Here is a 12,191-nt window from a genome sequence, read left to right on the forward strand (position 1 = left end):
GGTCGGCAAGAAGCTTCAGCCGCCCCGAGCCTGGCGAAGCTCAGCCCTCCGCGTGCCCCGCGTCGACCGTGCCGGTGCCGGTGCCGGTCCGGACGGCTCGGTGACCGCCTCGGAGCCGGACGGCGCGGCCGGGCCGACGGCGCCGAACAGGACGTCGACCCCGACGGCACCACCCGCCACGGTTCCGCCCTCCGCGCCCGTGACGACACCATCTGTCCCGCCCGTGACGGCGCCGTCCACCCCGTCCGCGACGGTTTCGTCCGTCCCGCCCGCGGCGTCCGACCTGGCCATGCCGGCTGCCGCGCTCAGGTCTTCGGTCGCGTCCTCCTCCACCGAGGCCGCCGGTTCCGGGAGCAGGTCCAGTACGGCCTGCCGGTGTGCCTCGCTCGTGGCGTCGTCGTACGGGTCGGGTGTGGCCGGGACCTGGAGGCGGAGCACCGGTCCGGTGCCCAGCCGCGCGTAGCCGCGCCCCGGCGGTACGTCGGCAGCCGGTGTGGTGTGCGGCGGCGCGCCGAGTACCGCCTGCACGTCCTCCGGCGTGGCCGGTCCCAGTACGACCCTGGCCCGCGTGTGCGTCAGCACCGGCTCGCTCAGCAGCCCGGCACTGTCGAGCTGGTCGGCCACCACCACCGTGACGTAGGCCGCCCGGCCGTGCCGCAACGGCACGTGCAGCAGGTTCTGCGGGTCGTCCCGCCCCTCGGCCACCGCGAGATGGGCCAGCGCGGAGGGCCGGTCCAGGATGATCCACAGCGGCCAGCGGATGTCGTCCGGGGCCTGCCGACCGGCCTGCCGCGCACGGTTGGCGGTGATCAGCCGCCGCTCGGTCTCGTGCGCCGCCCACTCCAGCGTCGCCAGCGCGCCCGACAGCCCGGACTCGACGCCCATGACGCCGGTCCGTCCCGCCAGACACGCGTACTCGCCGGTCCCACCGCCGTCGATCACCAGGACGTCGCCGTACGGCAGGGCCTGCAGCGCGATGGACCGCAGCAGTGTCGTGGTGCCGGCGCCCGGCTGCCCCAGCACGAGCAGGTGCGGCTCGGTCGAGCGCAGACCGGTCCGCCACACGACGGGCGGCACGTCCCGGGTCTCGTCACCGGCCTCCACCGGCAGCGTCCGCTGGACGGCTTCGGGATCGGTGAACCCGAGGACGGTCTCGCCGTGCGTCGTCACGAACCGCTGCGCCGCGATGTCGGCCGGCAGCGGCGGCAGCACCGCCAGCGTCAGCTGGTTCGACTCCTCGTCCCACGCGAAGTGGTATTCCCTGCCGCGCCCCGACTTGGCGTACAGCACCTGCTCGATACGGGCCCGGGACGCCGCGTCGCCGTCGGTGAAGTACGCCGGGTAGCGCAGCGTCAGCCGGGCCGGGCGCCCGGCCTCGTCGAACGCGTACTCGGTGAAGGCGCTCTCCCAGTCCCCGTCGTGGGCGTACAGGGGGCTGGGATCACCCTCGATCGCGAAGTACGGCACCAGCGCTTCGTACAGCGCTTGCAGGCGGCCGGTCTCCGCCTCCCCGGACCGGCGGCGGGCTCCTCGGCCGGCTGCTCCCGACCCGCCCACGCCGCCGCTGCCATCACCGTGACCAGCGCGAGCACGGGCCCGTACGGGACGAGCGCCACGGCCAGGACGCTGCCGGCGGCGACGAACAGCAGTGAGCCGCGCCGCTCCTTGGGCGTGGCGGACCAGCGCCGGCGTCCGGCGGCCAGCAGCCGGCGCAGTCCGCGGCTGATGGTGATCAGCGGATGGAACACGTCGGCCGCACTGTCCGCCGCGGTCCGCGCGAACTCGCGCCCGCGCGCGATCGGCGCACTGTCGGTCAGGATGCGGGGCAGTGGACGCCGGGCCACATCATCTCCTGGGGGATCGTGCGGTAGCCGCTCCACCCTCCGGGGACCGCGGGCGGCCGGATGCCGCCCGCCAGGCGGGGCGCAAGGGGGGAAGAGGACCGGAGGTCAGAGCTTGATGCCGCCCAGGAGGTTGGCCAGGCTCGCCCCGCCGGCCTTGATGCTCGGGGCGATCGCGGAACCCGCGAGGTAGAAGCCGAACAGGGCGCAGACCAGGGCGTGGGACACCTTGAGCCCGTCCTTGCGGAAGAACAGGAAGACGATGATGCCGAGCAGAACGACGCCGGAGATGGACAGAATCATGGAGTTCTCTCCTCGGTGATGGGGACGGTCACCTTCAGTCCTTCCAGCCTCACAGCACGTATCAAGCCGCAAAAAGCTGCGAACGGGTGATTCACCGGCGAAACCCCCGGCCGGCGCAACACAACTGCCCGGATGGCCCCCAGGGGCCGCATAATTGCAGGTCAGGTCGCTAGTGGCGGGAGCCGGAGAAAGCCCGGCGGACAAGGCCGTCCGGTGGGCGCGGGGGCGCGGGTCCGGGGCGCGCGGTGGTGCGGTTCCGCGCCGGGCGGCGGATCTGGCACCGTGGGGGCAGCGGCGGCCGGTGACCGCTGCGCCGGACCGCAGGAGCCCTTCGTGCCAGCTGTGCTCTCCGCGCTGTTCGCCCTGCTGACGGCCGTGGCCAACGCCACGGGCACCGTGCTCCAGCGGATCGCGGCACGCAAGGTGCCGCCGGGCGACGCCTTCAGCGTCCGGCTGTTCCGGCATCTGCTGCGCAGCCCGGCGTGGCTGGGCGGGATCGCCGTCATCGTCGGCGCCGCGGCGTGCCAGGCCCTGGCGCTGACGCTGGGTTCGCTGTCACTGGTGCAGCCCATCCTCGTCACCGAGCTTCCGTTCACGCTGCTCATCGCCAGTGCGGTGGCGCGGCGGCGGCTGCCCGCGGCCGGCTGGGCGGCCTCGGTCATGGTGGCCGCCGGACTCGGGCTGGGGCTGGCCGCGGCGGCACCGCACGGCGGCGGCACCGACGTACCCGCCGGGAAGTGGGTGCTGACGCTGCTCGTCTCCGGGGGCGTCATGGCCGCCTGCGTGCTGGCCGCCCTGCCGAGGCCCCGCGGCAAGACCCGTGCGGCCCTGTTCAGCTCCGCCTCCGCGATCGGGTACGCCCTGACCGCGACGCTGATGAAGGCGGCGACCGACGTCTTCGACCGGCACGGGCCCGGCGCGTTCTTCGCCAGTTGGCAGACGTACGCCTTCGTCGCGGCGGGCGGGTGCGCGCTGTTCCTGCTCGCCAACGCCATGGAGTCCGGCCCGCTGGTGGCGTCACAGCCCGCGCTCACCCTGGGTGAGGCGCTGGTCAGCCTGGCCCTCGGGATGGTGGTGTACGGGGAGCGGGTGCGCACCGGCTGGTGGCTGATCCTCGAAGGGGTCGGCGCGGTCATGGTCACGTGGGGTGTCGTGGTGCTGCCCCGGGCTGACACGGAAGGGGCGGAAGGAGAGGGAGTTGAGGAGGGGGAGGGAGGGGCGTCCGCCGGGCAGTCCGGCAACTGACCCGCGCCCGAGGGCGCCCGGGGGTTCGCGGAGAAATACGGTGTCGTGGACCGGGGGCGACGGCTACCTTCCCGTCCATGGACGAACTCGCCTTGCTCAAGCGCTCCGACGGCCCGGTCACCCGTACCCGCCTCGCCCGGGACCTGACCGAGCTCGGCCTCGGCGACGGTGACACCGTGATGTTCCATACGCAGATGTCCGCCATCGGCTACGTGTCAGGCGGCCCGGAGACGGTCATCGGCGCCCTCCGCGACGTCGTGGGCGAGCGCGGAACCCTGATGGTGACCTGCGGCTGGAACGACGCCCCGCCGTACGGCTTCACCGACTGGCCGCAGGCCTGGCAGGACGCCCTGCGGGCCGAACACCCGGCGTACGACCCCGCGCTGAGCGAGGCGGACCACAACAACGGCCGCCTTCCGGAAGCGCTGCGCCGTTGGCCCGGAGCCGTCCGCAGCCGCCACCCCGACGCGAGCTTCGCGGCGCTCGGCGCGGCGGCCACCGCGTTGACGGCTGACCACCCGTGGGACGACCCGCACGGCACGGACAGCCCGCTGGCGCGGCTGGTCGCGATGGGCGGCCGGGTGCTTCTGCTGGGCGCCCCGCTGGACGCGCTCACACTCCTGCACCACGCCGAGGCCCTGGCCGAAGCGCCCGGCAAGCGGTTCGTGGACTACGAGCAGCCGATATTCGTCGACGGGGAACGGGTGTGGCGGCGGTTCCACGACATCGACTCGGAGGACGGGGCGTTCGACTACTCCGCCCTCGTGCCCGAAGGGACGGAAGCCTTCGAGATCATCGGACGGGACATGCGCGCCGCGGGCATCGGCCGCAGGGGGACGGTCGGGGCGGCCGACAGTCATCTCTTCGAAGCGCGCGACGTGGTGGACTTCGGTGTGGCCTGGATGGAGGAGAAGCTGGGCCGGGGGCCCGGCGGATGATCACCTGGCGTCGGGTCACCGAAGCGGACTTCCCGCTCCTGTGGCACTGGCTGGCGCAGCCGCACGTGGCCCGGTGGTGGAACCACGACACCTCGGAGGAGGGCGTGGCGCGCGACTTTGGCCCGGTGGCCAGGGGTGAGGAGCCCGCCGAGGACCTGCTCGTCCTCCTCGACGGCCGCCCCCTCGGCCTGGTCCAGCGGTCCCGGTTCGCCGACCACCCCGCCTACCGGGACGAGGTGGCCGCCGTCACCGAGGTGACCGGCGAGACGATGACCTTCGACTACCTCATCGGCGACCCGGAACAGGTGGGGCGGCGGCACGGCCCGCGCATGATCCGGGCCGTCCTCCGGGCGACGTGGCGCGACCATCCGTACGCACCGGCCGTCCTGATCCCCGTACCGGTCGCCAACCAGGCTCCCTGGCGGGCCCTGGAGAAGGCCGGACTGTGCCGTGTCGCCGAAGGCGAACTCGAACCGGACAGCCCCGCCGCCGGCCGCGCGCACTACGTCTACCGTGCGGCGCGGCCGGCGGCGCAACGGACGCGGCCGGACAGCTGATGACACACGCGGCCGGTCAGCGGGTGACCCGCGGCCGGTCAGCAGGTGACGCGGACGTCAGCCCTGGGCCGGTGACGAGCCGGGCAGGTGGCCGAGGAAGTCGAGCAGCGCGGCGTTGACCTCGGCGGGCCGTTCCTGCTGGGTCCAGTGTCCGCAGCCGGGGAGGGTGATGCTGCGGTGCAGCTTCGGCGCGATCGTCTTCAGCGAGGCGAGGAGTTCGCCGATGCCGTGCAGCGACATCACCATGTCGCGGTCCCCGCCGATGTACAGCGCGGGCTGGTCGATGCCGCGGCCCCGGAAGGCGGCCAGCAGCTCGTGGTTCCGCTGGATGTTCCGGTACCAGTTGAGCGGGCCGGTGAACGCCCGCTCCCCGTGGCCCGCGTAGTCGCGGACGAACGCGTCGATGTCGTCCGGGGTGAGCCAGGCGGGCAGGTGCTCCGGTTCGGGGACCGAGTCGATGAGGGTCGTACCGTCGGGAACGATCCACGGGCGCGGAGTGCCGGCGCCCGGGTTGTCGCCCGAGCCGCTGGCCAGGATGCGGCGGAACGTCGAGGCCGGATCGCGCGCCAGCTCCGCGTCGGCGACGCCCGGCTGCTGGAAGTAGCACTGGTAGAAGCCGTCACCGTAGAGCCGTCGGGTGACCTCCGGCGGCGCCATGCCCGCGGGCAGGACGGGCGGCACGCTGAGTCCCGCCACGGCCCGCACGACATCGGGACGGAGCATGGCCGTGACCCAGGCGACGGGCGCGCCCCAGTCGTGTCCGACGACGACGGCCTGCTCCTCGCCGAGCGCGTGGATCAGGGCGATCACGTCACCGGCCAGATGCAGCACGCTGTACGCGTCGGGGTCCGCGGGCTGCTCGCTGCGCGCATAGCCCCGCTGGTCCGGCGCCACGACCCGGTATCCGGCCGCGGCGAGCGGGCCGAACTGGTGGCGCCAGGAGTACCAGCTCTCCGGGAATCCGTGCAGCAGCAGGACCAGCGGCCCCTCGCCCTGCTCGGCGATGTGCAGCCTGACTCCGTTGACTTCCACGGAGCGGTGCTTGACGGTGACGGTCACGTGTCCTCCGGCATCTCGGGGCGGCGGCTGGCGCCGTTGCCTGTCGTCCAGCACGGGAAACCGATCGGTTTCCCGTGGGAGAACGGTAGACCCTGCGATGCTTGTGTACTGCACTCAGGGGTACACCGGGCAGTTTCCACGAGGCGCGCGCGGCGGTAGTCTCCCCGCATGTCCAGTACAGGCGCGGCGTCCACCCGGGACCGGCTGCTCGACGCGGCGGCCGAACTCTTCTACCGCGAGGGTGCCTCCATCGGGGTCGAGACGCTGTGCAGGACGGCCGGGGTCTCCAAGCGCTCGATGTACCAGCTCTTCGACAGCAAGGACGAGGTCTTCGCGGCCAGTCTGCGGCGGCGCGCCCCCGCCTACGAGGAGCAGCTCGCCCTGCGTACCGTCGAGGCGGGCCCGCCGCGTACGCGCATCCTGTACGTCTTCGAACGGCTCGAAAAGCTGGCGGAGACGGCCGACTACCGGGGCTGCCCCTTCCTGGCCGCACAGGTCGAACTCAAGGACCCCGGGCATCCGGCGAGCATCGTCGCCGAGGAAGTGAAGCAGCATCTGACCGACGCCTTCCGGGCGGAGGCCGAGCGGGGCGGGGCGCACGATCCCGGGCTGCTGGCGCGTCAGCTGACCCTGGTCTTCGACGGTGCGAGCGCGCGTGCCGGGGCGCGGGTGGAGAGCCTGGCCGGGCTGGCCGTGACCACGGCGGCCGCCCTGCTCGACGCGGCGGGCGTGGCCTGACCGGCGGTGGCGGGCGGGGCGGTGTGTCCGTGCCGGTGCGATGTCACCAGTCGACCGGCAGGGTGAGCGGCGACTTGGCGGGGGAGGCGTCGTCCCAGGTGGGGCTGTGTCCCGCGGCCAGGCGCAGGTGCGGGAAGCGGTCCATCAGCGCTTCCAGGCCCACGGACAGCTCCGCACGCGCCAGGTGGGCGCCGATGCAGTTGTGCGTGCCACGGCCGAACGTGAGGTGCGGGTTCGGCCGCCGACCCAGGTCGAGCCGCTCGGGCGCGGTGAACACGGTCTCGTCGAGGTTGGCGGAGGCCAGCGCCGGAAGGACCGCGTCTCCCGCCCGGATCGTCTGCCCGCCCAGCTCGAAGTTCTCGACGGCCTGCAGCACCACCACACCGTTCATCACCGGTACGTAGCGCAGGAACTCCTCCACCGCGCCGGGCAGCAGAGTGCGGTCGTCTCGCAGCCGGGCGTACTGCACCGGCTCGGCCAGCAGCGTCAGGACGGCGTCGGACAGGAACATGGTCGTCGTCCGGTAGCCGGCGACGAGCATCGACAGCCCGAAGCCCAGCACGCTCTCCTCGTCCAGCTCGCCGCGGTCGCATCTGCCGACCAGATCGCTGAGGATGTCGTCGGCGGGCTCCCGTCGTTTCCGGACGATCAGCGACCGTACGTAGTCCCGCAGCAGCGGGGTGACCCGCCGCGCCTCCGCCGTGGTGAGCAGCGCCCCCAGCGCCACATCCGCCAGGGGGAGGTAGTAGTCGCGGTCCTCGTACGGGATGCCCACCGACTCGCACATCACCAGGAGCGGGAAGGGCTCGGTGTACCCGGCGATCAGGTCGGCGGGCGGCCCCCCGTCGGAGCACGCGTCCAGCAACCATTCGGCGTTCTCGCGGAGCCGCGGCAGGCGGCGCCGCACGGTCCGGGCGCTGAACGCCTCGCACAGGGCCCTGCGCAGGGCCCTGTGCTGTGGGCCCTCCATTTCCATCATCGTGACCAGTTCAGGACCGTCCGGCCGGTCCTGCTCCGGATGGAAGGACCAGCCGTTGACGGTCGGCCTGATCAGCCGCGCGTCCCCGATCACCGCCCGGACGTCGTCGTACCGGGTCAGGAACCAACTGGGCGTGTCCTCGTCCCGTAGGCGCGCGACGGGACACTCCCGACGTAGCCGGACGTACTCGGCGGGCGGCCCCATGGTGCCCGGTGGCGGCAAGGGCAGCTCGATCGAGGGCGGTGTCTGCGGGGGTGACGTCTGCCGGGGCGGCGACGAGGGGGAGTTGTCGGACGACTGCGGTGTGCTCGGCACCGGATTCCGCCTTTCCTGCGGGACGCCCCATGGCGTCTCGTCCGCCGCTGTCCTGGGCCGCGGCCGTCGCAGCAGCCGCTCACGCAACGTCCCGCCTTTTCTAGGCATTTCCCCTTTGTCGCAATAGTTCACACGACCTGTTCACCAACGGAAGTATTCCTGTGGACGGGGTGCGCGACACCCTCCGGCGGTGCGGCGGCGCCGTACGCGGCGTGGAGTTGATCGAAGCGCTTCCGCGGTAGCGGCCTGGCCGGCCGGAGCGGCGGCCGGGCTCCGGTACAGGCTCCGGCGTGGAGGCGGCGCGCGCCTGTGCGAGGGCCGTGCCGGGCGCCGGGGCCGAGCTACGTGCGCCTGTGAATGCGCCCCCTTAACCACCGGTGAGAGGGCACCCGTGGGATGTCCCGCTCACTCCACCCGACAGAGGTGATTGCTGTGCCCCATGGCGTCGTCAAGTGGTTCGACCACGAACGAGGTGCCGGTCTGGTCGCCCAGACCGGGGGAGGACCGGACGTCCTCGCCTACCGTTCGGCGATCCAGGGGGACGAACCGGCCCGCACGCTGACGTCGGGGGAGCGCGTCTCCTTCAATCTCGTGGAGGACTTCGAGGGCATCCGGGCGGAGAACATCTACCGTCTCCCGGGCCGGTACCGCTCCCCCGCCTGACGGTGACCGTCCGGCTGCGCCGTGCGACTGCCTCACGATTCCAGGCGCAACCGGGCGGGAAAGCAGAAAGGTTCAGTCCAGTGTTGTACAAAAGTGAACAAGGCCGATGATGCCGGGCGGCGCGTGCTCCAATGTCCGCACTCTCGCAGGCACGGGTTTGCGGGGCACGGCCGGGACGTACTCGGGTCGGCTGCGGGTGCCGTGACGGGAGGTCGTCACTCTCGTTGCCCGGGGCGTCGATGCGTCATGAAGTGAGGCACGGATGACGGCAGTGGAGGCTCCGCGGAACGGCGCGGGCGAGCAGGAGCTGTTCCGGGGGCTGGTGGAGTGTTCGCAGGACGCGATTCTGACCAAGACGCTGGACGGGCAGGTCACGTTCTGGAACGCGGCGGCGCAGCGGTTGTACGGCTACCGGGCGGAGGAGATGGTCGGCCGGCACATCGGGCGGCTGATCCCGCCGGATCTCCAGGACGAGGAGGCCGGTCTGCTGGAACGGATCGGCCGGGGCGAGCGGATCGAGCACTACGAGACGCGGCGGGTCGCGAACGGCGGCCGGGTGCTGGACGTGGACGTGGCCCTGTGGCCGGTCCGTTCCCGGCGTGGCGTCGTGCACGCCGCCTGTTCCATCACCCGGGACATCACCGACCGCAAGAAGGCTGAGGCGCGGATCGACGAGCTGGCGGGGGTGGTGGAATCGGCGCAGGACGCGATCCTCATCAAGACGCTGGACGGGCAGGTCACGTTCTGGAACGCGGCGGCGCAGCGGTTGTACGGCTACCGGGCGGAGGAGATGGTCGGCCGGCACATCGGGCGGCTGATCCCGCCGGATCTCCAGGACGAGGAGGCCGGTCTGCTGGAACGGATCGGCCGGGGTGAACGGATCGAGCACTACGAGACGCGGCGGGCCACCAGCGCCGGCCGGGTGCTGGACGTCGACGTGACCCTGTGGCCGATCCGCGACCGGGACGGGATGATCACCGGCGCCTGCTCCACCATGCGGGACATCACCGGCCGCAAGAAGGCCGGACGGGAACTCGCCGAACTGTACGCACAGCAGCGGCACATCGCCCTCGCCCTGCGTCTGATGGGCGCCTCCGAGCAGATCCCCGGAGCCCGCGCGGCCACCCGCTACCTCCCCTCCACCCAGGGGCAGGGCGTGGGCGGCGACTGGCTCGACCTGATCGACCTGGGCGCCGGACGGGTCGGCGTGATCATCGGGGACGTCATGGGGCGCGGCCTGGACGCGGCCGTGGTCATGGGCCAGCTCCGCTCCGCCGCCCGGGCGCTGGCGCTGGCCGGAACACCGCCGTGCGAGCTGATCCATACGCTCGACACGTTCACCCGCGGGCTGCCGGAACAATTCGTCACCTGCACCTACCTGGAGGCGGATCCGGCGCTGGGCGAGGTCACCGCCTGCTCGGCCGGGCATCTGCCGGTCTGGCTCGTCGCCCCGGACGCGACGGTCGGTGCCCTGCCGGTACCGACCGGCATCCCCCTGGGGGTGGGCGGCGTACCGCACCAGGAGGTCCGCCTGCCTCTACGGGCGGGTACGACGCTGGCCCTCTACACCGACGGCCTGGTGGAGACGCCGCACAGCGACATCGGGACCCAGCTGGACCTGCTGGCCACCACCCTGAGCGAGGTCTTCACCGTCACGACGGACCTGGAGGAGGCCGCCGACCGCGTCCTGCGCACCCTGCTCCCGAACACCGCGACGTTCGCCGACGACGTCACCCTCCTGCTGGTCGGCTTCCCCGCCGCCCCGCTGGACACCGCCGCGGTGGACCTGCCGGGCGAGCCGTCCTCGGTCCCGGAAGGACGCCACTTCCTGCTCCGCACCCTGCGGGCGTGGGGCCTGGCCGCGCTCGCCGACACGGCGCTGCTGCTGTCGTCGGAACTGCTGACCAACGCCGTGCGTCACGCGCGGGGGCCGCTGACGCTGCGCGTCTGGTACAGCGCCCGGGAGCTGGGCGTGGAGGTCGTCGACGGCAGTACGCCCCGGCCCCGGGCCCGGCTCGCGGACAGCGCCGAGGAGAGCGGCCGCGGCCTGATGCTCGTCGAAGCGCTCGCCGACGCCTGGGGCACGCGCCCCGGCGTGGTCGGAAAGACCGTCTGGTTCACGCTGCTGACGGCTTCGGCCCTGGCCGCCGGTGCCCGGCTGCGCGACACGGCTCCGGCTCCGCGCGGCGGCGAAGAGGCGGTGGCGGTGGCCGATCCGGTCTCCTGACCGGGGAAAAACGCTTCACGAAGCGACCGCACCGCTGCTGCGGCACAGGGGCCGCGCCCGCAGGGGACCGGCGGCCGGGGCGCTCACCCGTGGGAGGCCTCGGCCACGGCGGCCGCTTCCCAGTCTTCGCGACGCATCCGCTCGGCGCCCCACACGCCGAGCGGTCCGAGCGCTTGATGGAGCGTGTGCCCGTTGCTCGGTCAGGGATTACTCCACCCGTGGCGGCACCTCGGCATGGATCTCGCGGTGTACGGGACCGTCCTCCTCCATCTCGCGCAGGTGCTGTGTCGAGCGCGTGTGGAGTCGATGAGCAGGTCGACGGACACACGCCCCAGCCGTGAGTTCGCCCAGGCTCCGGGAGGTGGTCGAGCAGAGCGAGGCCGAAGACGAGGGCTGTGCCGGAATTGGCGCGCCATCAGGTCTCCGGACATGGCCGTCGCCGGTGCTGCGCCGACCGGGTGATCGTCGCGGTGGTGCGCATGAGGGCCGGGGCGGTGGGCAGTATCGCCTCGCTTCGTTCCTCGGGGAAGATGAACGAGGCCCAGGCGGGCCGGGGGCGTTCGGCGGCAGAAGGCCGGTGACGACGGCGCCCCGGTCCGCCCTTGCCGTGGCGGCGCCGTCCATGAGCGCGCGGCTGGGCCGCCGCCCCGTCGGAAACGTCGGCGGTGACACCGGAGTTGAGCGAATCGGGGGTGCGGGTCGGCGTCGTGCAAACAATTCGTTTGCAACGAAGCGTCGACATGCTTCCGTGGTGGTTCCACGCTGACTCCATGGCATCCACCCCCGAGCAGAACGACGGACCATCCGGTACGGACCCCTTCTCGCCGCCGGACGCGCGGCAGGCGCGTGCGTAGCGGGTGCACGCGGCGCTCTTCCGTGTCACGGAGCGGCATGCGGCCACCGAGAAGCAGCGTGCGCGACAGACGCATCCGGCCGTCCTCGGCCCCCACGAGGCCGTACGGCTGGTGGCGTTCCTGATGAGCGGGGCGGCACGGCTCGACGAGGGCGAGCCGGAGGTGGACCGGGCGGACATCACCGCCGCGTTGAGCCTGCTGCCGCTGGTGCGCGGCGAGCTGGACGAACTGGAGGCCGGGCTGCTGCGGATGGCCCGGGGGCGCGGCATGACCTGGCCCGAGGTGGCCTTCGGGCTGGGCCTGGGCACCCCGCAGGCGGCCCGGCAGCGCTACGAGCGGCTGGCCGACCGGGTCCGCGCCACGGGGGAGACGGAAGGGGAGTCGGCGGACGGCGGCGCTGTGACGGAAGGTTCGGCCGGGACCGACCCTCCCTGAAGGCCGGGGCTCTGCACTAACCTGACGTGTCATCACA

General features: G+C 72.7%; 11 protein-coding genes and 2 pseudogenes. 7 read left to right on the top strand and 6 right to left on the bottom strand.

Annotated elements, in window-relative coordinates:
* Window positions 1-15: 15 nt before the first annotated feature.
* Window positions 16-1,844 (bottom strand): annotated as a pseudogene (locus ACEXOX_RS42755) (hypothetical protein).
* A 105-nt stretch (window positions 1,845-1,949) separates the two neighbouring features.
* Window positions 1,950-2,144 (bottom strand): hypothetical protein, encoded by a 195-nt coding sequence (locus ACEXOX_RS42760; RefSeq protein ID WP_030019622.1) that lies wholly within the window; start codon window positions 2,142-2,144, stop codon window positions 1,950-1,952.
* Between the two features lie 333 nt (window positions 2,145-2,477).
* Between ACEXOX_RS42760 and ACEXOX_RS42765 the strand changes: the two genes are divergently transcribed.
* The 3 genes from ACEXOX_RS42765 (at window position 2,478) to ACEXOX_RS42775 (ending at window position 4,884) form a co-directional block, all read left to right on the top strand.
* Window positions 2,478-3,389: a DMT family transporter gene (locus ACEXOX_RS42765; protein ID WP_406526011.1), complete on the top strand. Its 912-nt coding sequence runs from the start codon at window positions 2,478-2,480 to the stop codon at window positions 3,387-3,389.
* A 77-nt stretch (window positions 3,390-3,466) separates the two neighbouring features.
* Window positions 3,467-4,327: an aminoglycoside 3-N-acetyltransferase gene (gene aac(3), locus ACEXOX_RS42770; RefSeq protein ID WP_406526012.1), complete on the top strand. Its 861-nt coding sequence runs from the start codon at window positions 3,467-3,469 to the stop codon at window positions 4,325-4,327.
* Entirely contained in the window at window positions 4,324-4,884 is a 561-nt protein-coding gene (locus ACEXOX_RS42775; protein WP_406526013.1) for a GNAT family N-acetyltransferase, read from the top strand. The genes aac(3) and ACEXOX_RS42775 overlap by 4 nt, the downstream gene beginning before the upstream one ends.
* 57 nt (window positions 4,885-4,941) lie before the next feature.
* On the opposite strand, the gene ACEXOX_RS42780 is transcribed toward ACEXOX_RS42775, so the two are convergent.
* Window positions 4,942-5,943 carry an alpha/beta fold hydrolase gene (locus ACEXOX_RS42780; RefSeq protein WP_406526014.1) on the bottom strand — a complete coding sequence of 334 codons (1,002 nt, stop codon included), beginning with the start codon at window positions 5,941-5,943 and terminating at the stop codon, window positions 4,942-4,944.
* A 168-nt stretch (window positions 5,944-6,111) separates the two neighbouring features.
* Between ACEXOX_RS42780 and ACEXOX_RS42785 the strand changes: the two genes are divergently transcribed.
* Complete coding sequence (locus tag ACEXOX_RS42785) at window positions 6,112-6,681, top strand: TetR/AcrR family transcriptional regulator (protein WP_030019627.1); 570 nt, start codon at window positions 6,112-6,114, stop codon at window positions 6,679-6,681.
* 43 nt (window positions 6,682-6,724) lie between these two features.
* On the opposite strand, the gene ACEXOX_RS42790 is transcribed toward ACEXOX_RS42785, so the two are convergent.
* Window positions 6,725-7,975 carry a cytochrome P450 gene (locus ACEXOX_RS42790; RefSeq protein ID WP_406526015.1) on the bottom strand — a complete coding sequence of 417 codons (1,251 nt, stop codon included), beginning with the start codon at window positions 7,973-7,975 and terminating at the stop codon, window positions 6,725-6,727.
* A 432-nt stretch (window positions 7,976-8,407) separates the two neighbouring features.
* Here ACEXOX_RS42790 and ACEXOX_RS42795 point away from each other — a divergent pair, with 432 nt between their 5' ends.
* Together ACEXOX_RS42795 and ACEXOX_RS42800 are read left to right on the top strand one after the other, a co-directional pair.
* Window positions 8,408-8,638 carry a cold-shock protein gene (locus ACEXOX_RS42795; protein WP_030019628.1) on the top strand — a complete coding sequence of 77 codons (231 nt, stop codon included), beginning with the start codon at window positions 8,408-8,410 and terminating at the stop codon, window positions 8,636-8,638.
* A 262-nt stretch (window positions 8,639-8,900) separates the two neighbouring features.
* The gene (locus ACEXOX_RS42800; protein ID WP_406526016.1) at window positions 8,901-10,865 is read left to right on the top strand and encodes a PAS domain S-box protein; all 1,965 of its coding nucleotides are present in this window, start codon (window positions 8,901-8,903) and stop codon (window positions 10,863-10,865) included.
* A gap of 83 nt (window positions 10,866-10,948) precedes the next feature.
* Here ACEXOX_RS42800 and ACEXOX_RS42805 read toward each other — a convergent pair.
* Both ACEXOX_RS42805 and ACEXOX_RS42810 read right to left on the bottom strand, forming a co-directional pair.
* A pseudogene (locus ACEXOX_RS42805) lies at window positions 10,949-11,153 on the bottom strand (winged helix-turn-helix transcriptional regulator); the annotation flags it as partial.
* A gap of 127 nt (window positions 11,154-11,280) precedes the next feature.
* Complete coding sequence (locus ACEXOX_RS42810; RefSeq protein ID WP_406526713.1) at window positions 11,281-11,607, bottom strand: hypothetical protein; 327 nt, start codon at window positions 11,605-11,607, stop codon at window positions 11,281-11,283.
* Between the two features lie 115 nt (window positions 11,608-11,722).
* Here ACEXOX_RS42810 and ACEXOX_RS42815 point away from each other — a divergent pair, with 115 nt between their 5' ends.
* A complete protein-coding gene (locus ACEXOX_RS42815; protein ID WP_406526017.1) occupies window positions 11,723-12,154 on the top strand; it encodes a DNA-binding protein in 432 nt (143 codons plus the stop codon).
* Window positions 12,155-12,191: the final 37 nt, after the last annotated feature.

The sequence above is a fragment of the Streptomyces sp. Ac-502 genome, from assembly GCF_045222935.1.
Taxonomy (GTDB): Bacteria; Actinomycetota; Actinomycetes; order Streptomycetales; family Streptomycetaceae; genus Streptomyces; species Streptomyces monomycini.